General features: G+C 68.2%; 18 protein-coding genes. 12 read left to right on the forward strand and 6 right to left on the reverse strand.

Annotated elements, in window-relative coordinates; translation table 11 throughout:
• Positions 1-6 precede the first annotated feature (6 nt).
• Both LC041_RS08175 and LC041_RS08180 read left to right on the forward strand, forming a co-directional pair.
• Positions 7-798: an ABC transporter permease gene (locus LC041_RS08175; RefSeq protein ID WP_226532622.1), complete on the forward strand. Its 792-nt coding sequence runs from the start codon at positions 7-9 to the stop codon at positions 796-798.
• Positions 798-1,532, forward strand: a complete 735-nt coding sequence (locus tag LC041_RS08180) for an ABC transporter ATP-binding protein (protein ID WP_226532623.1) — start codon at positions 798-800, stop codon at positions 1,530-1,532. The genes LC041_RS08175 and LC041_RS08180 overlap by 1 nt, the downstream gene beginning before the upstream one ends.
• 7 nt (positions 1,533-1,539) lie before the next feature.
• Here LC041_RS08180 and LC041_RS08185 read toward each other — a convergent pair whose 3' ends face one another.
• The 3 genes from LC041_RS08185 to LC041_RS08195 are packed head-to-tail and all read right to left on the reverse strand — an operon-like array spanning position 1,540 to position 4,981.
• Positions 1,540-2,109, reverse strand: a complete 570-nt coding sequence (locus LC041_RS08185) for a hypothetical protein (RefSeq protein ID WP_226532624.1) — start codon at positions 2,107-2,109, stop codon at positions 1,540-1,542.
• 2 nt (positions 2,110-2,111) lie between these two features.
• A complete protein-coding gene (locus LC041_RS08190) occupies positions 2,112-3,074 on the reverse strand; it encodes a glycosyltransferase (RefSeq protein WP_226532625.1) in 963 nt (320 codons plus the stop codon).
• Positions 3,071-4,981, reverse strand: coding sequence for a glycosyltransferase (locus LC041_RS08195; protein WP_226532626.1), 1,911 nt, complete (start codon positions 4,979-4,981; stop codon positions 3,071-3,073). The genes LC041_RS08190 and LC041_RS08195 overlap by 4 nt, the downstream gene beginning before the upstream one ends.
• A gap of 148 nt (positions 4,982-5,129) precedes the next feature.
• Here LC041_RS08195 and galE point away from each other — a divergent pair, with 148 nt between their 5' ends.
• A complete protein-coding gene (gene galE, locus LC041_RS08200) occupies positions 5,130-6,119 on the forward strand; it encodes a UDP-glucose 4-epimerase GalE (RefSeq protein WP_226532627.1) in 990 nt (329 codons plus the stop codon).
• A gap of 20 nt (positions 6,120-6,139) precedes the next feature.
• On the opposite strand, the gene LC041_RS08205 is transcribed toward galE, so the two are convergent.
• Both LC041_RS08205 and LC041_RS08210 read right to left on the reverse strand, forming a co-directional pair.
• A complete protein-coding gene (locus LC041_RS08205) occupies positions 6,140-7,438 on the reverse strand; it encodes an O-antigen ligase family protein (RefSeq protein ID WP_226532628.1) in 1,299 nt (432 codons plus the stop codon).
• Complete coding sequence (locus tag LC041_RS08210) at positions 7,435-8,850, reverse strand: O-antigen ligase family protein (RefSeq protein ID WP_226532629.1); 1,416 nt, start codon at positions 8,848-8,850, stop codon at positions 7,435-7,437. The genes LC041_RS08205 and LC041_RS08210 overlap by 4 nt, the downstream gene beginning before the upstream one ends.
• Positions 8,851-8,917: 67 nt before the next feature.
• On the opposite strand from LC041_RS08210, the gene manA reads away from it, so the two are divergent.
• The 4 genes from manA (at position 8,918) to LC041_RS08230 (ending at position 15,029) form a co-directional block, all read left to right on the forward strand.
• Positions 8,918-10,048, forward strand: a complete 1,131-nt coding sequence (manA, locus tag LC041_RS08215) for a mannose-6-phosphate isomerase, class I (RefSeq protein WP_226532630.1) — start codon at positions 8,918-8,920, stop codon at positions 10,046-10,048.
• A 150-nt stretch (positions 10,049-10,198) separates the two neighbouring features.
• Positions 10,199-10,519 (forward strand): WhiB family transcriptional regulator, encoded by a 321-nt coding sequence (locus tag LC041_RS08220; protein ID WP_226532791.1) that lies wholly within the window; start codon positions 10,199-10,201, stop codon positions 10,517-10,519.
• A gap of 92 nt (positions 10,520-10,611) precedes the next feature.
• A complete protein-coding gene (locus LC041_RS08225; RefSeq protein ID WP_226532631.1) occupies positions 10,612-13,650 on the forward strand; it encodes a glycosyltransferase in 3,039 nt (1,012 codons plus the stop codon).
• Positions 13,647-15,029: a DUF5719 family protein gene (locus tag LC041_RS08230; protein ID WP_226532632.1), complete on the forward strand. Its 1,383-nt coding sequence runs from the start codon at positions 13,647-13,649 to the stop codon at positions 15,027-15,029. The genes LC041_RS08225 and LC041_RS08230 overlap by 4 nt, the downstream gene beginning before the upstream one ends.
• Before the next feature lie 18 nt (positions 15,030-15,047).
• Here LC041_RS08230 and LC041_RS08235 read toward each other — a convergent pair whose 3' ends face one another.
• Entirely contained in the window at positions 15,048-15,476 is a 429-nt protein-coding gene (locus LC041_RS08235) for a hypothetical protein (protein WP_226532633.1), read from the reverse strand.
• A 78-nt stretch (positions 15,477-15,554) separates the two neighbouring features.
• On the opposite strand from LC041_RS08235, the gene LC041_RS08240 reads away from it, so the two are divergent.
• From LC041_RS08240 to ahcY, 5 genes are all read left to right on the forward strand, one after another.
• On the forward strand, positions 15,555-15,761 hold the full coding sequence (locus tag LC041_RS08240) for a DUF3499 family protein (protein ID WP_226532634.1): 207 nt from the start codon (positions 15,555-15,557) through the stop codon (positions 15,759-15,761).
• A gap of 113 nt (positions 15,762-15,874) precedes the next feature.
• Positions 15,875-16,801, forward strand: a complete 927-nt coding sequence (locus LC041_RS08245) for an efflux RND transporter periplasmic adaptor subunit (RefSeq protein ID WP_226532635.1) — start codon at positions 15,875-15,877, stop codon at positions 16,799-16,801.
• Positions 16,798-17,562, forward strand: a complete 765-nt coding sequence (locus LC041_RS08250) for an ABC transporter ATP-binding protein (protein WP_226532636.1) — start codon at positions 16,798-16,800, stop codon at positions 17,560-17,562. Before LC041_RS08245 ends, LC041_RS08250 begins: the two co-directional genes overlap by 4 nt.
• On the forward strand, positions 17,559-18,773 hold the full coding sequence (locus tag LC041_RS08255; RefSeq protein WP_226532637.1) for an ABC transporter permease: 1,215 nt from the start codon (positions 17,559-17,561) through the stop codon (positions 18,771-18,773). Before LC041_RS08250 ends, LC041_RS08255 begins: the two co-directional genes overlap by 4 nt.
• Positions 18,774-18,816: 43 nt before the next feature.
• On the forward strand, positions 18,817-20,262 hold the full coding sequence (ahcY, locus tag LC041_RS08260) for an adenosylhomocysteinase (protein WP_226532638.1): 1,446 nt from the start codon (positions 18,817-18,819) through the stop codon (positions 20,260-20,262).
• The last annotated feature ends 5 nt before the right edge of the window (positions 20,263-20,267 follow it).

Below are 20,267 nucleotides of genomic sequence, written 5' to 3' on the forward strand. Positions count from 1 at the left end.
GACATCGTGAGTCACGCTGCTGTCGGGGCGCCCGGGACGCCCCGGCGTTATCTGCATTCGCTGTGGCTGCTCTCGGCTCGCGACCTCAAGGTGCGCTACGCCACGAGCTCGCTCGGATACCTGTGGTCGATCCTCGACCCCCTGGTGATGAGCGCGATCTACTGGTTCGTGTTCACTCAGATCTTCCGACGCAGCGTGGGAGAAGACCCCTACATCGTCTTCCTCATCGTCGCGCTGCTGCCGTGGGTATGGTTCAACACCTCGGTGTCCGACTTCACCCGCGCCTTCAAGAAGGACGCACGGCTCGTCCGTTCGACGGCGATCCCGCGCTCCATCTGGGTCAACCGCATCGTGCTGAGCAAGGGCATCGAGTTCCTCTTCTCGATGCCGGTCCTGGTGCTCTTCGCCGTGTTCAGCGGTGCGCACGTGAACTGGCTACTGCTGTGGTTCCCGGTGGCGGTCCTCCTGCAGACGATGCTTCTGGTCGGGCTCGGGCTCCTGGTCGCGCCGCTCTGCGCGCTCTACACCGATCTGGAGCGGACGACGGCGCTCATCCTGCGGGCACTCTTCTACGCTTCGCCCGTGATCTACAGCTTCCGGGACCTTCCGGCGCCGTTCGACGTGATCGGCGCCTTCAACCCGCTCGCCGGGATCTTCACCCTCTATCGTGTGGGCTTCTTCGCCGACCTCTGGGATCCGATGCCGATCCTGATCAGCGCGGTGATGTGCGCGGGCATTCTCGCGCTCGGGATGTGGACGTTCGGACGCCTGGAGCGACCCGTGCTGAAGGAGCTGTGATGGCTGCGGCGATCGAAGTCACGAACCTCGGTGTGCACTTCCGGCGGAACCGGCGCGGGCGCCGGAGCTTCAAGGATCTCTTCGCCGGCGCTTCCCGCAGGTCTCGGCCTGGGGAGTTCTGGGCGCTGCGCAATGTCTCCTTCACCGTGCAGCCCGGAGAGTCGATCGGCGTCGTCGGACGCAATGGTCAGGGCAAGTCCACTCTGCTTCGTCTGGTCGCGAAGGTGTTGCTCCCCGACGAGGGAACGGTCAGCGTCAACGGCGGAGTGGCTCCGTTGATCGAGATCACCGGAGGCTTCGTGGGGGACCTCACCGTGCGGGAGAACGTCCGCCTCACAGCGGGCTTGCACGGGATGTCGCGCGACGAGGTGTCTCGTCGTTACGACGACATCATCGCGTTCGCCGAGTTGGCGGGGTTCGAAGAGACGCCTTACAAGCATCTCTCGAACGGTATGAAAGTCCGTCTGGCCTTCTCCGTTGTGTCGCAGCTCGACGAGCCCATCCTGCTCGTGGACGAGGTCCTCGCGGTCGGTGACAAGGCGTTCCGCGACAAGTGCTACAAGCGCATCGATGAGCTGCTCGCGGACGGACGCACGCTCTTCTTCGTCAGCCACAACGAGCGTGATCTGCGTCGCTTCTGCACGCGAGGGCTCTACCTCGACAAGGGCGAGCTCGCTCTCGATGCACCGATCGGTGAGGTGCTGGACCGCTACAACGCCGACTACGCGGTGTAGCGGTGGCTCAGAGCCCGACGAGTGAGCGGAGCTCATCCACCGAGGATTGTGCATCCTCGATATGCGACGTGGTCGCGGTGTCCTCGGCGATTGCGGTGCGCAACTGTGCGAGGCGCTGCTCGTAGCGCGACACGCCGTCGCTCCAGTCCGTCGCGATCGAGGACGGCGGTTGGGCGTCGAACAGACGCTGCGCGTCTTGCTGCAACGAGTCGACGACGGCGATGGCGTCTTGACCGCTCGCCGCTGCAGCGATCTCGAGCCCCTGGCCGGCATCATCAAGCCAGCCGGTCACATGTTCGCGGAAGACCTCCATACTCGGAGGGGGCGGCGCGGTGGCGGCTGGCACCTCGCTCTGTTCGGGTGCGGTGCTCGGAGCACCCGTCCCGCTTGCGTCAGACGATGACGTCGGCGAAGAGCTCGTGCTCGGCATGCGATCGCCGCGCTGGGCCAGGAAGAACAGCACACCGCCGATGAGGGCGAGTGCGACGACGAGCCCGACGACCAGCCAGACCTTGCCGGTCTTCTTCGGCTGCGGGGGCAACGGCGCCCAGCGGAGCTCCGGCTGCGGTTCGTCCATCGTCACGCCTCCAGCGGTGCCATCGGCTGCCAGCTGCGGTCACGGCCGACCTTGCCGCCGTCACGGATCCCGCGGAAGAGGTTGCTCGTCCCGCGCACGGTCCTCTCGACGAAGAAGAGGCGGATGAGCTCCTTGAAGAACGTCGCCGTGGTGCCGAGGCCGAAGAGGATCGGGTTGTAGACACCGTGAACGCGGTAGTACTGCTTGATGAAGCCGCGGTTGCGCATGATGTAGTAGCGGTACGCGTTGCTCGAGGCGTTCATGTGGCGGATGCCCATGTCCCACTGCTTGATCTCGCGCGTGCGCCGCAACACGAACTCGTCCACGATGACGGCGGTGGTCAGACGCGATGCCAGCCAGCCGTACATCTGGTCGTCCCAGTAGATGAAGAACCGCGGGTCGGGCAGACCGATCTGCTGCACCAGGGAGCGGTGGATGAACATGCCCTCGAAGCAACCGCTGTTCATCTCCTTGTATCCGCTCTCGTCGAAGGCGGAAGGAGCGAACGGGATCGGGATGCCCATGCGCTCGGCGATGCGGTACTGCCAGTAGAACTCGCTGCCGTCGTAGTCGAATCGACGACCCTGGATGCTCTTGAACCGGCTGCTCCAGGCCCCCATGCGCGCGAGCCCCTCGGGAAGGACCTCGACGTCGTCGTCCATCATCCAGATCCACTCGGAGCCGAGGTCGTACGCGGTGCGCATTCCTTCGCTGAAACCTCCCGATCCACCGGTGTTCGTCTCGAGTCGTCGGTACACGATCTCAGTGCCGATGTCTTCCCGGAATGATTCGACGACGTCGGTGGTGTCATCGACCGAGGCGTTGTCGATGATCACGACGTGACCGGGCTTGGGATCCATCGCAGTGATGCTCGTGAGCAGGCCCGAGAGAAGGTGGGAGCGGTTGAAGGTCACGATGACGATCGTGGCGGCCTTCGGGTCGAATGCAGCGGGCGCCGCGGTCATGCCTTCTCCTCGAAGATCTTCTGCCAGGATTCGGGGGAGACGAGATCGGGGAGTGCCCGACGGTACTCCTGTTGCAGCTCAGGCCATCGGCGACGGAGTTCCTCGTGCAGTCGCATCGTGTCACGAAGCATGCGGCGGTATTTCGCGCGGTCGCGCGTATAGATGTTCTTGCCGGAGCCGTCGGCTGCGCTCACCAGGGCGCTGTCGAACGCGGGGACGCGCCACCAGTGCGCGTCCTCCTTCCCGAACTCGACCTCGGGCTGCGCGATGTTCACGGGGTCCGGACGGTGGAGGAAATGTGAGGCCAGGGTGGAGAGGGTGAACCAGCGAAGACGGAGCCCCTTGGGGCTGTCGAAATCGTTCTTCGACAGCTGCTTGTACACCTGGCGACCGCGACGGGAGTGGAGGACCGTGGTCGGATCCCGATGCACCACCGTCTCGGGGTAGTCGGCGGCGAGGGCGCGGGCGGCGGGCATGGCCGTCGCCAGGTTCCGACGCATGTGGTCCGGACCGGACAACACATCCCGCAGTGCTTGTGCGCGGAGGGCGACGGGGTAGTACTGCATCATCATGAGGTGCTTCAGGTCGACGCGTCGACTGTGTCGGAGCAGCCGTCCGCCGCGTGGAGCGTTGGAGTGCAGGAGCCCGGCGACGAGACGGTTGCGCGCGTGGAAGTAGGCCTGCCAGTCGATCGTGTCGTCCTTGTTGACCCAGGAGACGTGCCACAGCGCGACCCCGGGCATCGACACGGTGGGGAAGCCGGCCTCGCCCGCGCGGAGGCAGAACTCGGCGTCGTCCCACTTGATGAAGGCCGGGAGCGACAGGCCCACTTTCCTGATCGCATCGAGGGGGATCAGGCACATCCACCAGCCGTTGTAGTCGGAATCCATGCGCATATGCAGAAGAGCGGACTGACGCAGGTTCGAGACGCCGAAGTCATGCGGCATCTTCTCCTGGTAGAGGTTGCGCCACATGAACGGACCCTCATCGACGACCTCGGCCCAGCCGTGCAGCTTCGGTCGGTCGAGCAGGTCGAACATGTGGCCGCCGACCAGGACCGGCGTGGTCGCGTACCGGCCGAAGACGATGGAGCGACGAAGCGATTCCGGCTCGAGGCGGACGTCGTCGTCGAGCAACTGGACGAAGTCGCTCTCCGGGCGCTGCAGCGTCTCGTGCATCGCCCGGGCGAACCCTCCCGAGCCGCCCAGATTGTCCTGGCGGATCACCTGGAGCGTCTCTCCGAGGCTCTCTGCGACGTCGTCATAGCCGTCCTGTTCGGCCACGAGCTGCGTGCCCTGGTCGATCAAGAAGATGCGGTCGATGAACTCGAGCGCGTCCGGCGACGCGGCCAGCGCGCGGAGGGTCTCGACGCAGTAGTCCGGCTTGTTGTAGGTCGTGATGCCGAGGGACGCTTTGCCCCCGCGGGCGGGATCCTGCTCGGTGGTCCATTCCGCGCCTTCGAGGACAGCAGGCTTCTCATCGGCGACGATGTCGAACCAGATCCACCCGCCGTCGCTGTACTGCGTGAGCGCGAGGTCGAAGGAGGTCGACGACTCGCCGGTCACCTCGCGGGTGGCGACCCGCTGACGCACGCCCGACCCGTTGGAGCGGTACACCAGGATCGTCGCCGGCCCGGTCGTGCGCACCGTGAGCTGCACCTCGCGGACGCTGGTCCAGTGCTGCCAGTAGGACGCGGGGAAGGCATTGAAGTACGTCCCCATCGACACGCGCCGTCCAGCGACGATGCGGGCGCGGTTCCGGCCGAGGATGTTCCCCAGGTGGGCGCGGTTCGAGACGCGGACGGGTTCGTCCTCGATCACGGACCACGTCTCCGGATCGGCATACAGCGGAAGGAGGTCGGGGTCGCGATCGAGTGGGAAGACGACGTTCTGAAGGACGTGGGCCACTGGGAGGTTCTCCGATGTTGATGCCGCAGGCCGCTGTCGGCGGACAGCGCGGGACTCGACGAGCAGTGAGTAGCCTACCGTCGATGACCTCTGCATCTCCGGAGAGTCTCCTGCGGGCGCTTCACATGCCCTGACTAGACTGACCGCGATGAAGGTACTGATCACCGGCGGCGCCGGTTACATTGGCTCGACCATCGCGACGGCGTGCATCGAGGCGGGTCTCGACGTGGTCCTTCTCGATGACCTCTCGCGCGGGCTCCGGTCTTTCGGTGAGGGGCGCGAGCTGTACGTCGGCGACATCGCCGACGTCGACGTGGTCGATCGGCTGCTGGCTGATCACTCCGACATCGATGCGGTCATCCACTGTGCAGCGCGCATCGTCGTCCCGGAGTCCGTCGCCGACCCGCTCGGGTACTACGAGACGAACGTGGGGAAGACGGTCGTCCTTCTCCAGCGCTTGCGGGACGCGGGCATCCCTCGCATCGTGTTCAGCTCCTCGGCCGCGGTCTACGCCGGTGAGACGGGCGATGGCGTGGACGAATCCGGCCGACTGGCGCCGGCGAGCCCGTACGCCACGAGCAAGGCGATGGTCGAGCAGATCCTCGACGACGCGGCACACGCCGGGGACTTCCGCGCGATCGCGCTCCGCTACTTCAACCCGATCGGGGCCGACCCGCAGCTGCGCACCGGCCTGCAGAATCCGACCCCTTCGCACGCGCTGGGCAAGATCATGCAGGCCAGGGCGTCCGGAGAGCCCTTCGCGATCACCGGAACCGACTGGGCCACACGCGACGGCTCGGGTCTCCGCGACTACATCCACGTCTGGGATCTCGCTCTGGCGCATGTCGCGGCGGTCCAGAGATTCGACGACGTCGCCACCCACGAGTCGCCGTACGAGGTGGTCAACATCGGCACCGGTGACGGTGTGACGGTCCGCGAGCTCGTGGCCGCGTTCGAACGTGTCACCGGCGAGCCTCTCCCAGTGGTCGAGACCGATCGCCGCCCCGGTGACCAGGCGGGTGCCTTCGCGATCGTCGACCGCGCGGCCGAGGTGCTGGATTGGCGTGCCGAGCGCTCGATCGACGACGGTGTGCGCGACGCGATCGCCTGGACAGAGAAACTGCGCTCGCTGAGCTGAGTGCGTCGCGGCGCCCTCGGTCACTCCTGCGGGCGCAGCGTCGGAATCGCCCCCGTGTGCACCGCGTCGATGTTCTCGCGCCAGGAGCGTGACTGACCCGCGCGCAGTGCGCAGAGCACCAGCATGAACCACCCGGCGCCGACCAGCGTGAAGCTCTCGAACATGGAGTCGACGGCCAGCGTGACGAGCATGATCGGTGTCCAGGCGTAGACGACGGATCGTCGGACGCTGGCCACCAGCCAGGACCGGATCAGCGCGACGCCGCCCAGCAGCAGGAACAGCACCAATCCGGCCGCGCCGAGCTGGAGCAGCACGTCGAAGAAGGCGTTCAGCGCGCTCTGGTGATGGTCATCCAGCTGGAAGTTGATGTAGGTGAAGGGGTATTCGCCTCGGACCCACTCGCCGAACCATCCCCACCCGTTGATCGGCCTCACGGCGACGAAGTCGAGGATGGTGTTCCACAGTGATGCGCGGATCGAGAAGTCTGATCCGGCGTCCAGCAACGCGATGATCTGGTGACGCAGCGCGAACGCGATCGCCAGCGTCACGGTCACGAGGATGCCGAGGACGAGTTGGACGATGTTGCGTCGTGCGGGTGATGTGTGCCGCACGATCGTGAGCGCGAGTGTGACGGTGCCGACGGCAACGGCGAGCACGAGTACGGTCGGTGATGCCGAGAGGAAGGCAAGGGATCCGGCGAGGCCGATCGAGACCACGGCGAGCGGCGGGTTCACGGACTGCGTGCGCCACTCGATGACGAACGTGATGAGCGCGATGACCGCGATGAACCCGAGCATGTTGCGGCTGCCGAACAGGCCCTGGATCGGCCCGCCCTCCGCCAGGTTCCCCTGGATCTCGAGGAAGGTGAACGGGAGATCGAGGAGGATGCCGGACAGGATCTCGAGCCCTAGCGACACGGCCAGGAGGGCGCGCAGGGTGTCGCCGATGGCGCGAACGGTCTGCAGGGTGTCCCGGATGTGGCCGATCGTGATCGCGAGGAACGCGTAGCCGAACAGCGACATCCAGCCGAAGAGCGTGTCGGAGCGGTCGGTCGTCCACACCAGGCTCACGAGTGCCCAGCCGAGGAATGCGATGAGCGACGACGGAGCGATCCGAAGGAGGGACAGTTCGTCCCGCCGCACCCACAGGATCGCCGCCCCCAGGAGGCAGAGCATCGCGATGACGGTCGCGAGCGTGACCTTCGACGTCATCCGCTCGATCGCGTACGAGCTGAAGACCGCGGTGAGGGCGGCGAGGGCGAAGGCGCGAGCCAACTCCGCTGAGCCGAGCAGTCGCACCAGAGGGCGGGACGACGTCACGGAACCCGCCGTTGTCGTGTGCCGCGCTCGAAGACGAGATCGCGCTCACCGATCCCGACCAGCGGCACCGACTTCAGCTTGAACGACAGGAGCACCACGAGCATCCACCCCCACAGCATGATCGGCGTCGACTCGGAGAAGCCCTGCACGAGAAGGACCACGGTGAACAGGCTGGGGAGCAGGGTCAACGGGGAGAAGGGGCGGGTGGAGTCGAGGTCCCAACGTGGACGGTCGACCGCGAAGAACCAGGAGCGCCACAGCAGGCTCAGGCAGGCCACGCCCATCAGGATGACGCCGACGACGCCGAGCTGGAACAGGACGTCCAGCCACATGTTGTGCGCGTGGAAGACGGTGATGCCGTGGTCGATGATCCAGTGATCGAAGGACGGGTCGGTGGGAATCCAGGGGCTGGAGAACCCGTTGCCGAGAATCGGGTGCTCGCCCACCCGCTCCAGGACCTTCGACCAGATCAGGTCGGAGCGTCCGGTGAGGTCGGAGGTGCGGCCGACGAGGCCGAGGAGCGGTTCCCGGAGCGCCCAGACCGTCGCGGCGGCCAGCGCCGTCCCGCCGATGGCGATCACGTAGATGCGCGTGCGTGCGCCGGGGGTGCGGGCTCGACGCATGAGGAGCGCGACCACCAGGACGACCGCGGCCGCCGCGGCACAGGCGAACGCGGTGATGGAGGAGGTGCGGAACAGGAAGTACGCCGCGAGGAGTATCCACAGCGCGAGCGTCGTGCGCCAGCGTGCGCGGGCGACGAACAGCACCCCGAAGGTGATGATCGAGAACAGCGAGATGATCGCGAGCACGTTCGCGTTACCGACGATCCCCTGGATTCTGCCGCCGTCGAAGAGGTTGTCGCGCACCCAGTAGAGCTGCGGGTCGATCCGGCCGTCCGGCAGCGTCGCGAAGTTCGGTAGGAGCGGACCGTGCAGGAAGAGCGAGACCCAGAGCTCGAGGGCGAGCGAAAGGCCGAGGATCCATTTGAACGCGGAGGAGAGGGCGCGCACGATCTCATGCCACGTGAGCACGTGTGCGATGAACAGAGCGTTCACGGTCACCGCTGCGAGGAGGGACCAGGTGATCAGCGTCGGTCCGCGCCATTGCGACCAGGCGACCGAGAGAAGAGCGAACGCCGTGTAGCCGATCGCGGCCCAGGGCAGGCGTCGCCAGCGGAACGGCTGCGGGTGATTCCGGGCGAGCATCGGGACGCCGATGGCCAGCGTCGTGAGCGTGAAGACGACGAGGACGGCACCGGCCCCCGCCATGCCGACAAGGTTGTACACCGCAGTGTGCGCGAAGGTGGCGATCAGCACGAGGATCACGTAGCCGCGCAGCATCAGATGCCCCGTCGACTCGCGCTCCGGCGGTGTCGGCGGGGCTGCCACCGGGTGCTTGGTGTACTGGGCCATCGCGTTCAGGCTACCGCGCCGCGCTCGGCGCGTCGCTGAACGCCGCAGTGCGCCCTACGCTGGGACCATGCTGCTGAGCCTCACGAATGCTCCCCGCGACTACGCGTGGGGATCCGACTCCCTCCTCGCCGGACTCGAAGGACGCACACCGACGGGTTCACCCGAGGCCGAGGTGTGGTTCGGAGACCACCCCGGAGATCCTGCCGACGTCGCCGGAGGGGGAACTCTCGATCAGGTCACCGGGGGAACCCTGCCGTACCTGCTCAAACTCCTCGCGGCCGGGCGTCCGCTCTCGATCCAGGTGCATCCGACCATCGCGCAGGCGCGCGCGGGCTGGGAGCGAGAGAGCGATCTCGCCGCGGACGATCCGCGGCGCAACTACCGCGACGACAACCACAAGCCTGAGCTGATCGTCGCTCTCAGCGAGCGATTCGAGTCGCTGAGTGGTCTTCGTCCTGTCGAGAAGACGCTCACGCTGCTGGGAGTGCTCGAAGACAACGAGGGGGTCGCCCAGCTGCGGGACCGGCTCAGCGGGGGAGACGACGCCCTGCGGGACACGATCGGGTGGTTGCTCGGGGGCGGTGCCGACACAGCCGTCGACGACATCATCTCTGCGGTCGTCTCTGCTTCCGAGCCCGCAGACACGGGGGAGTGGGGCACGACGCTCCGCGCGATCGCGAGCATCGCCGAGACCTACCCCGGCGATCCCGGTGTCGTGGTCGCCCTGCTCATGAACCATCTCGTTCTGCGTCGGGGCGAGGCGGTCTTCCTGCGCGCCGGTCTGCTCCACGCCTATCTGTCCGGGCTCGGGGTGGAGATCATGGCGGCGAGCGACAACGTCCTGCGGGGCGGGCTCACGCCCAAGCGCATCGATGTCCCCGAACTGCTGGCCGTCCTCGATGCCACTCCCGGTGAGGTGCCGGTGCTGCGCGCCCGTGGTGACGGTGGGGTTACCCCCTACCCGGTTCCGGTCCCCGATTTCGCGCTCACGAGGATCGAGCTCGATGGGACGCCCGTCGCTGTCGACGTGTCCGGGCCGACGATGGTGCTCGCGACCGCCGGAGAAGTCACCGTCGCCTCTGCGGGAGGCGCACGCGTCGAGGTCGCCGTCGGTGCGGTGGCGTTCGCGAGCGCGGACGAGGGCGCCGTCACCGTCTCCGGAGTCGGCGAGGTCTTCGTCGCGAGCCCTGGGCGCTGACACGGCCGTGCGACACGCCGATCGACCCCCAAGAACCTTAAAGACCCGCTTGAGGGTTTACGATCCGCGACTTGACCGGAGCGAATGACACGGGTGTAATTAGTCATGAGCACGGCCCGCCGGGGGGCGGAGACAGGGTTGGAGATCGAGATGACGGGTTACCGTTCCGACGTACCGGAGAACTGGTTCGTCGATCCGATCAACCTCGGTGTTCCCGGGGTTCGACGGACCGATGCATCCGACGACGACAACGCCCTCGCCTGGCAGAGCGACGCGCTCTGCTCGCAGACCGACCCGGAGGCGTTCTTCCCCGAGAAGGGTGGATCGACCAGGGACGCCAAGCGCATCTGCACGACATGCGACGTCCGCAGCGAGTGCCTCGAGTACGCGCTCAACAACGACGAGCGTTTCGGCATCTGGGGCGGCCTCTCGGAGCGCGAACGCCGCAAGCTCAAGCGTCGCGCCAGCTGATCGACCGCATCCTCTCCGCGCGGCATGGCTTCGCGGGCGCGCCGCGTGCACTGCTCCAGAGCCGTCCCACCCGCGCATAGGCTGACCAGGACATGCCAGCCCGAGTTCACGCCATCATCGTCGCGCGCCCCGGATCCGCCTCCCGCGCGCAACTCCTCCGCACTCTCGACGCCGTGCGATCCCAGACCGCACCCGCCGATGCGGTGACGCTCGTCGTCTGCGGCGACTCGTCCTCGATGCGCGAGAGCGAAGCGGTCTCCGCGACCGTCGAAGGCATCATCGAGGCCCGCGCGAGCACGTCCTTCGCCGACGCGGTCGACCTCGCCCGCCCGCGGGTGCCCGAGGGCTCGGCGATCTGGCTGCTCGCCCAGGACACGGCCCCGCATCCGCGCGCACTGGAGCGTCTCCGGGGAACCCTGGAACGGTCGCCCTCCGCCGCGATCATCGCCCCCAAGCTCGTCGCGACCGACAACGACCGCGAGATCGTGTCCCTCGGGGTGACCATGACGGCCCTCGGACGCTCGGTCGAACTCGCGGCCGGTGAACTCGACCAGGGCCAGCACGACCGCATGGATGACGCCCTCGGATCCGATGTGCGGGGAATCCTCATCCGCGGGGAAGTCCGTGACGCCCTGCGTCTCGACCCTGCCCTCGCGGGTGCCGATGAGGGACTGGACCTCGGTGTGCGCGCACGCCTGGGCGGTGGACGTGTCGTGCTCGCACCGAGCGCGCGGATCTCGGCGGCTCCCGGCGGTCCTGCCGCGCTGCCGTCCGGGAGATCACGCCGGGCCTATGTCACCCGGCTCGCCCAGTTGCATCGACGTCTGGCCTACGCTCCCGCTGCGGCGGTGCCGTTCCACTGGCTGAGCCTGCTTCCGCTCGCCCTGTGGCGCTCCATCACCCACCTCATCGGCAAACGGCCTGAGGCCGTGCTGGCCGAATGGGGGGCCGCGCTCACCGCGATGATCCGGCTCGGAGCGATCGCCCGTTCGAGGTCTCGCATCCGCGCCTTCCGAACGTCCTCCTGGGCGAGCATCGCGCCGCTGCGCATCACATCCTCGGATCTGCGTCGCCATCTCGATGACGGGCACGGCAGCGAGGGCGGCGCGGTCAGCGAACTCCGCTTCTTCTCCGGCGGGGGTGCGTGGGCCGTGCTGGGAGCGCTGGTCGTCAGCATCGCCTCGTTCACGACTCTCCTGGCCTGGCCAGCGCTCGGAGGTGGCGGGCTTCTCCCGCTGCGTCAGACCGTCGCGGCGCTCTGGAGCGATGCGGCCTGGGGTCTGCGGGGCGCAGCCGTCGATCTCATCGGGCCGGCGGACCCGTTCGCGGCGATCGTCGCGGTGCTCGGCACCCTGTGGCCTGCCGGACCGTCGTTCGCGATGGTGCTCCTGTGGATCCTCGCCCTCCCGCTCGCGGTCCTCGGTGGATGGTTCGCCGCGACGCGGGTGACCGACAGGTCGGGTCTGCGCATCTTCGCCGGCATCTCCTGGGCACTCGCCCCTCCTTTCCTGACCGCGCTCGTCGAAGGTCGCCCGAGCGCCGTCCTCGTACACCTCCTCCTTCCCTGGCTCTTCCACACCGCTGTGGTCGCGCACCGGTCATGGGGTGCCGCCGGCAGTGCGTCGCTGTTGCTCGCGGCCGTCCTCGCGTGTGCCCCCTCGCTCGCGCCGGCACTCGTCCTGCTGTGGGTCGTGGCCCTCGGCATCGTGCTCGGCACCGCCCAGTTCCGAGGGGCCGGCCGTCTGCTGTGGCTGCCGGTGCCGACGGTGGCACTGTTCGCCCCCCTCGTCTTCTGGCAGTTCGCCCACGGGACGCCGTTGGGCATCTTGGGTGACCCGGGGCTGATCCGGGCCGGCTCGCAGATCTCCGCCGACGCCGCGGGGAGGCTGGCGCTCGCGATGGGCTTCCCGACGACGGACCTCGCCGGGTGGGCTTCGTTCGCCCCCGAAGCGATCGTCCCCTGGGTCTGGGTCCTTTGCGCGCCGACCGCCCTCCTCGCACTGGGGTCCGCCCTGGCTCCGCGGTGGCGAGCGGGGATCACCCTCCTCGTGGTGGCGCTGGCAGGCTTCGCCACGGCTTTCTTCGCCGTCGGCATCACCGTGAGCTTCGATCAGGGCGCAGGCGTGGCGATCTGGCCGGGTGCAGGACTCAGCTTGGCCTGGATCGGGGTGCTCGGTGCGGCGCTCGTCACGCTGGACACCGCGATCACGGCGCCGCGCCTGAGGGTGCTGGCGGCGACCGTCGCGGCCCTGTCTCTGGCGATCTGCGCGGCTCCGGCACTCACGGCGTTCCACGCAGGGCGTTCGGTCCTGACGAACGGCCCCGAATCGACGCTCCCCGCCTACGTCGCGGCGCAGGCGGCAGGTGATCGCGATGTCGCGACGCTCGTCCTCACACCGAAGAACGACGGGGGACTCGCCGTCGAGGTCATCCGAGGCGCGAGCGACACCTTGGGTTCGCAGACGACCATGATCTCCACCGCTACGGCCCCGCAGGGGGACGACGTCTCGACTCTCGCGGTGGATCTGCTGTCCGCCCGTGAGTTCGACGCCCCGGGGGAGCTGGCGGCGAAGGGAATCAGCTACGTGCTGGTCGCCCAGGGCGCCGGCAGCGATGGAGACAAGGCTCGTGCCCTCCGCGCCACGGCCGTTGCCTCGATCGATCAGCGCCCAGGACTCGTGCATGCGGGCCGGACCGATCGCGGCGTGCTGTGGCGGCTGGAGGCTGACGCCGCGACCTCGCCGGCGCTCAGCGCCGCTCAGCAGGGCACTGCCAGGCTCGTCCTCACGGTCCAGCTGCTGGCGGTGCTCGCTGCGCTGCTCTTGTCGATTCCGACGCGCGCCTCGCGCCGGGCGGCCCGCGCGCAGTCCCGCATCGTCGGGCGCGCGCCGGATGAGCCTCTGGTGCTTCCGCGGCACGCGGAGGACCGGAACGATCTCGAGGACCAGAGCCCGGTCGGCGCTCTCGAGGACCCGCAAGACGCCGCCGCTCTCAACGATGAGGCCCTGATGCCGATTGCCGAGTCGGAGCCCGAGGCAGAAGCTGAGGAATCCTCTGCAGCCGATGGCGCCGCGCCGCCGTCGGGCGTCGATGAGGAGAGACCGGACAGATCCGCGGAGGGGGACCGATGAGCCGCTCACGCGCATTCCGCGTCGCCGCCACCAGTGCGCGCCTGGTCACGGGAGGCGTGGTCATCGTCGCCTGTGTGGCAGGCATCGCTGCAGCCGTGCACGCGCCCTGGCCGACCATCCGTCACGACGCGGCGCAGGTGCAGGTCACGCCGCTGCCCGGCGACAGCGTCCTCGTCTGCAACGGCGACCTGCGTGCACTCGGCCGTGACGCGATCGATCCGCTCAACATGTCGTCCGCCGCGACGCCGAGCCTGACCGTCGGCGGCACGTCGGGAGACCCCGCGGCCGAGGAACTCGCTGTGAAGGACATACCGGATGCCGGCGAGGTCCGCGTGCTCACCGGCGCTGTCGAGGCACGCACAGCTCCGTTGATCGCCGCCGCCGAGTCGGTCAGCATCGCGACGGATGACCTCGCCGGATATGCGGCTGCGCCGTGCGGTGTTCCGAAACTGGATTCGTGGCTCGTCGGCGGAAGCACAGCGACCGGCACCGAAGACATCCTTGTCCTGACCAACGCGGCCGAGGTGCCGTCGACCGTGACGCTGTCGGTCTACGGAGAGACGAGGAGCGCGCGCACCGTGATCGTGCCGGCTCGCACGCAGACCGCGATTCCGCTGACGTCGATCGCAGCGGGGAGCGCGACGCCGGTGGTGCGTGTCGGCGCCGTCGGGGCACCCGTCCGTGCCGTCCTCCAGTCCTCTCTCGTGCAGGTCCTCGACCCGGCGGGTATCGACCTGCAGGACGCCGTTGCGGGACCGCAGGAGGAGCTGGTGATCGCGGGGGTGCAGGTGTTCTCCTCCGCGGGGGACGATGCAGAGATGGCCGTCCTCCGAGTGCTGTCGCCGGGAGTGGATGCCCGGGTGCAGGTCCAGGTGCGGGCCGAGGGGTCATCCGCCGTGGTCGATGAGTTCTCGGTCCCTGTCGAAGCCGATCTGCCCGCGCAGGTTTCGCTCACGGGCCTCGCGCCCGGCTCGTACACGGTCGATGTGGTGGCGGATGTGCCGGTGCTGGCCGCGCTGCGGCAGCAGGACGGCTTCGGGCGCGACTCCGACTTCGCCTGGATCACCCCGGCCCCCGAGATCGAGGGCGATGTCCTGTTCGCCGTGCCGTCGGGACCGGAGCCGCGGCTCCAGCTGGCGAACACGTCGGATCAGTCCGTGACCGTGACGCTCGAGACGCTCGATGGGGCGCCGCCCACGGAACTGGTCATCGCCGCGGGTGAGACGCTCGGGGCGGAGGTCGACGCGGGGGCGACCTACCGGATGCGCACGGACGGCCCGGTGCATGCCGCGCTGGCGCTCACCGCCCCGGGAGCGATAGCAGTGCTGCCGGTGCAGGCGAGTGCGGGTGTGGAGAAGGCGATCACGGTCTACCCGTGATCTCTCCGTCGGGTGAGGTCAGTGCTCGTGACCCAGATCCCACGGTTCGCGGCCGACGTATTCGGCCGCTGCCCGGAAGACGGCGCTCTCGATCGCCATTCGCCGATGCGGCGCATCGTCGTGGCCCGGGGGAAGCAGGCGTTCGATGGGCAGACGGAACAGCACGATGCGCCGCATCTCGCGGTCGAGGTGCCAGCGCGGGACTTCGTCGGTTGCGTCGAAACCCGGGATCGCCCCGATCTCGAACCGGACGTCCTGCAGCTCCGGCCAGGTGCCGCGCAGGAATTCGACCGCTGTGCCGACGGTGAGGTCGAAGCGGTCCAGGCGCCCGTCGAGCGGCGCCAGGGGAGGCCGAACGACCTCGCTGCGACCGAGACGTCCGTGACGTCCGTGCCGGGCGCCGCGCCGAGGGGTGGCGGAGGCGTGGGCGGCACGGCGACGAGGCATGACGAAAGTCTAGGTGGTGTCCGTGTCTGCGGCGCGGCATCCCCGACGTCGATGTGCGGGAGACGTACTCTGGCGGAGATGGACGGACGACTGTGCTCGAAGGTCGGCTGCGCGCGAGAAGCCGTGGCCACCCTCACGTATGACTATGGCGACCAGATGGCGGCGCTCGGCCCGCTCGGCGCCGCGAACGACCCTCAGGCCCACGACCTCTGCTCGCCGCACGCGGATCGACTCTCGGTGCCGGCCGGCTGGCTCGTCGTTCGCCACGAAGCCCTCCGCGTCTGACGGCGCGTGCTCTCGGGGGGACAGACACGCGGTGTCAGCCGCGCGAGGTGAACGCGTGAGCCTGGATACGCTGTCCCGAGGCGTGCCAGGGCGGCGCTGCCGGAAAGGCATTCGTGATCGTCTGGCGTCGCTGGATCTTCCCCCTGCTTCTCGTCGTGATCTTCGGCGCGTGCGCCGCTGCGCTCGTCAAGATCGCCTTCTTCCCGGACAGGGCGGAGACCATCGTCAGCCCGGATGCGGGGATCACGGACCCGATCGTCGCCGTGGAGCGCGGTTCCGTCGTCAATGCCTTGACGCTGACCGGTAATGTCGCGCGCGACGAGACGTTCGGGGTGCGCAGCGAACTCGACGGTACGGTCACCGCCGTCCACGTGAGCGAAGGCGCGGCGGTGAGTGCCGGTCAGAAGCTCTTCACCGTCCGCCAGGAGTATCCCCGGAAGGACATCGACGTGGTCGCCCCGGAGGCGGGAGACGTATCGGAGATCGCTCTCGTGAAGGGGCAGATGACATCCGTCGGAGCCGAGACGTACAAGCTCACGCCCGCGCGCTACCATCTGCTGGCGACCGTCGAACCCGTCCAGTTGTATCGTCTCGTGAACGCGCCGAGCGAGGCCATGATCACCATCACGGGCGGACCGGCCCCGTTCGCGTGCACCGGCGTGCGCGTCCAGGTGTCGCCAGAGGGCACAGCGAGCGTGCGCTGCGCCGTTCCGAGCGACCAGACGGTCTTCGCGGGGCTTCCCGCGACCATGGACCTCGCCCTCGGTCAGGTCGACGACGCACTGGTGGTTCCGGTCACCGCGGTCCAGGGCGGTGCCGGATCGGGAACCGTCTGGGTGGACGCGGCTGACGGCTCCGACCCCGAGGAGCGCGCGGTGAAGCTCGGTGTCAACGACGGGGTGATCGTCGAGGTCACGGAAGGCCTGACGGAAGGCGACAGCGTCCGCGAGTTCGTGCCCGGATTCGTCGCCCCCGTCGAGGAGTTCTGCTACGAAGTCTCACCGGGGGTCGAACAGTGCGACAGCGGGATGAGCTGGTGAGCCTCGTCGCTCTCCACGACGTCGCGAAGAGCGTTCTCCTCCCGGACGATTCGCGGCTCGAGATCCTGCGCGGCATCACGTTGGAGGTCGGGCCTGGGGACCACGTCTCGATCGTCGGGCGCTCGGGTTCCGGGAAGTCGACACTGCTCAACATCCTCGGGATGTTGGATGCGCCGACATCGGGGTCCGTCTCCTTCGAAGGACGCGCGGTGGCTCGGATGCGGTCGGGACGCCTCGATCGACTGCGCGGCGACAACGTCGGCTTCGTCTTCCAGCAGTTCAACCTGCTTCCGGGGCGCACCGCCCTCGACAACGTGATGATGCCGCTCGGGCACGCGAAGGGGCGGACGTTCTGGAACCGCAGACAGATCGCGGCCGACATGCTCGAGCGTGTGGGCCTCGGGCATCGCCTCGATCAGATCGCCGACAAGCTCTCCGGCGGTGAACAGCAGCGGGTCGCGATCGCCAGGGCTCTGGTGCGTAAACCGGTCCTGATTCTCGCGGACGAGCCCACGGGTGCCCTCGACATCGATACGGGGGCGTCCGTGATGTCGCTTCTCGACGAGGTGGCCACCGAGACCGAAGCCGCACTGGTCACCATCACGCACGACCTGCATGTCGCCGCGCGCGCACGTCGGCACTACCGCCTGGATGCCGGACGCCTGGACCCGGTGGATCTCGGCCGCGCCTTCGAGGCCTCGACGCTTGCGGCGTCCGTGCCTTCGGAGACGCCCACCGCGCTGGCGGAGCCCGTCTCGTGACCGGGTTTCTCGGCGCGCTCTCCGATGCCTGGGCGGAGATCCGCGTCCACAAGCTGCGTGTGCTGCTCAGCCTGATCGGCATCGCCGTCTCCGTCGGCGCGCTCACCGCGGTCGTGGCCATCTCGGAGTATCAGCGTCAGTTCCAGGCGGAGCAGTCCGACCGGTGGGGTGGACGCGCCGCGACCATCGTCGTCTCCGCCAACACGGCCGACGGCACACCGATCGACGCCGACGACTTCGACGATCGGTTCACACGCGTGTCCGAACGGTTCGGCTTCAGTCACACCACCCGGATCGCGCAGGGGGTCATGCTGGATGCGCATCTGCCCGAGGGCATCACCCCGGTTCCCGCGCGCATCATGGACCCGGCGTACCCGCAGATCCATCGCGAGAAACTCCTGGAGGGACGCTGGTTCCTCGACTCCGATGTGGAGGCTCTGGCGCCTCCGGCCGTGATCACGGAGGCGCTCTGGGACCGCCTGGGGAGGGCACCGCTGGCGCAACACCCCACCGTCCAGTTCGGCGGGCCGGCAGGCGGCACCTATCAGGTGATCGGAATCGTCCCCCGACAGGGGTTCGGAGACGAGGAGCTGCGCGTCGATCTGCTCTACGACGACTACCGCGACCGAGTGGATGCTCTGCCTGCGGAAGCCTCGACACAGTACGAGGTGTGGGTCGGGGTCGGCCAGGTCGATCAGATCGGGCCGGTGCTGGCGATGGATCTGCGCGCCGGGTTGCCGGAGGGACAGACGATCTCGGTGAGTCGTACCGACTGGGCGGCGCAGCCGGGGGCCATGGACGTGCAGGCGACGTTCGAGATGATCACGGGAGGCATCGCGGCGCTGATCCTCGCGCTCGGCGCGCTCAGCCTGATCAACATCCAGCTCGTGGCGATGCGGCAGCGCGTGCGGGAGATCGGCGTGCGCCGCGCCTTCGGTGCCAGTTCGGGCCGGGTCTTCTTCTCCGTCTTCCTGGAGAGTCTCGTCGCGACGACGGTCGCCGGAGTCATCGGGATCGCGATCGTCGTCGCCGTCCTGCGTTCGGACGTGATCGTGACGACGATGTTCTCCGGGATCCAGGACGTCCCGCCGTTCCCGATGAGGGCGGCACTGGTCGGACTGATCGCCTCGGTCATCGTCGGCGCCGTGTCGGGGTTCATCCCCGCGCTGGTCGCGCTGCGGGTGAAGGTGATCGACGCGATCCGCTTCTGACACACACGGACGCGAGGCGTCGACAGGGTGGAAGAATGAGGGCATGCCTGAGCTCGAGTACCGCGTGGCCGATCTGTCCCTCGCCGAAGCCGGCCGCCACCAGCTGCGGCTCGCGGAGAACGAGATGCCGGGACTCATGGCGCTGCGGGACGAGTTCGGCGCTGCTCAGCCGCTGAGGGGCGCCCGGATCGCGGGCTCGCTCCACATGACGGTGCAGACCGCCGTCCTCATCGAGACCCTCGTGGCCCTCGGCGCCGAAGTCCGCTGGGCGAGCTGCAACATCTTCTCGACGCAGGACGAGGCGGCCGCTGCGGTCGTCGTCGGCCCCGAAGGCACCGTTGACGCCCCCGCGGGTGTGCCCGTCTTCGCCTGGAAGGGGGAGACCCTCGAGGAGTACTGGGCTTGCACGGCGCGGATCTTCGATTGGACGTCGAGCGGGTTCGAAGGACCCAACCTGATCCTCGACGACGGCGGCGATGCGACGCTGCTCGTGCACAAGGGCGTCGAGTTCGAGAAGGCCGGAGAGGTCCCTGCGGCGACGGAGACCGACTCGCAGGAGTACTCGATCATCCTCGACCTCCTGCGCCGCTCCGTTGTGGAGTCGAGCGATCGCTGGACGGCGCTCGCCGCGGGGCTGATCGGAGTCACGGAGGAGACCACGACGGGTGTGCACCGACTCTACGAGCTCGCCGCAGCCGGAGATCTGCTGTTCCCGGCGATCAACGTCAACGACTCGGTGACCAAGAGCAAGTTCGACAACAAGTACGGAATCCGCCATTCCCTTCCCGACGGGCTCAACCGTGCGACCGACGTGCTCATGGGTGGCAAAGTCGCCTTCGTCTGCGGATACGGCGACGTCGGCAAGGGGGCGGCAGAGGCCCTCCGGGGACAGGGAGCCAGGGTCATCGTCAGCGAGGTCGACCCGATCTGCGCTCTCCAGGCCGCGATGGACGGCTTCCAGGTGGCGCGTCTGCTCGACATCGCGGGTGAGGTCGACATCGTCGTGACGGGGACCGGCAACCGCGACGTCGTCACGACCGAGCACATGCTGGCGCTGAAGCACCTGGCGATCGTCGCCAACGTCGGACACTTCGACAACGAGATCGACATGGCGGGTCTGGAAGACCTCGACGGCGCGGAGAAGGTCGAGATCAAGCCGCAGGTCCACGAGTGGCGTCTGCCGAACGGACGCAGTGTGCTCGTGCTCAGCGAGGGCCGCCTGATGAACCTCGGCAACGCCACCGGCCACCCGTCCTTCGTGATGAGCGCGTCCTTCACGAACCAGGTGCTGGCGCAGCTCGAGCTCTACACGAACACCGAGGCGTACCCGACCGGCGTGTACGTGCTCCCCAAGTCCCTGGACGAGAAAGTGGCCCGCCTCCACCTCGACGCGCTGGGGGTGCAGCTGACGACCCTCAGCGACGAGCAGGCGGCATACATCGGTGTACCGGTGGACGGGCCGTACAAGCTCGAGCACTACCGCTACTGAACGCG

The organism is Microbacterium paraoxydans, assembly GCF_020524545.1.
Taxonomy (GTDB): domain Bacteria; phylum Actinomycetota; class Actinomycetes; order Actinomycetales; family Microbacteriaceae; genus Microbacterium; species Microbacterium paraoxydans_C.

What these genes read in the sequence shown, in the direction of transcription:
- manA (WP_226532630.1), top strand. Translation starts at nt 8,918, where the DNA reads ATGCTGCTGAGCCTCACGAATGCTCCCCGCGACTACGCGTGGGGATCC.
- LC041_RS08235 (WP_226532633.1), bottom strand. Translation starts at nt 15,476, where the DNA reads ATGCCTCGTCGCCGTGCCGCCCACGCCTCCGCCACCCCTCGGCGCGGC.
- ahcY (WP_226532638.1), top strand. Translation starts at nt 18,817, where the DNA reads ATGCCTGAGCTCGAGTACCGCGTGGCCGATCTGTCCCTCGCCGAAGCC.
- LC041_RS08210 (WP_226532629.1), bottom strand. Translation starts at nt 8,850, where the DNA reads ATGGCCCAGTACACCAAGCACCCGGTGGCAGCCCCGCCGACACCGCCG.
- LC041_RS08225 (WP_226532631.1), top strand. Translation starts at nt 10,612, where the DNA reads ATGCCAGCCCGAGTTCACGCCATCATCGTCGCGCGCCCCGGATCCGCC.
- galE (WP_226532627.1), top strand. Translation starts at nt 5,130, where the DNA reads ATGAAGGTACTGATCACCGGCGGCGCCGGTTACATTGGCTCGACCATC.
- LC041_RS08190 (WP_226532625.1), bottom strand. Translation starts at nt 3,074, where the DNA reads ATGACCGCGGCGCCCGCTGCATTCGACCCGAAGGCCGCCACGATCGTC.
- LC041_RS08185 (WP_226532624.1), bottom strand. Translation starts at nt 2,109, where the DNA reads ATGGACGAACCGCAGCCGGAGCTCCGCTGGGCGCCGTTGCCCCCGCAG.
- LC041_RS08180 (WP_226532623.1), top strand. Translation starts at nt 798, where the DNA reads ATGGCTGCGGCGATCGAAGTCACGAACCTCGGTGTGCACTTCCGGCGG.
- LC041_RS08230 (WP_226532632.1), top strand. Translation starts at nt 13,647, where the DNA reads ATGAGCCGCTCACGCGCATTCCGCGTCGCCGCCACCAGTGCGCGCCTG.
- LC041_RS08220 (WP_226532791.1), top strand. Translation starts at nt 10,199, where the DNA reads ATGACGGGTTACCGTTCCGACGTACCGGAGAACTGGTTCGTCGATCCG.
- LC041_RS08240 (WP_226532634.1), top strand. Translation starts at nt 15,555, where the DNA reads ATGGACGGACGACTGTGCTCGAAGGTCGGCTGCGCGCGAGAAGCCGTG.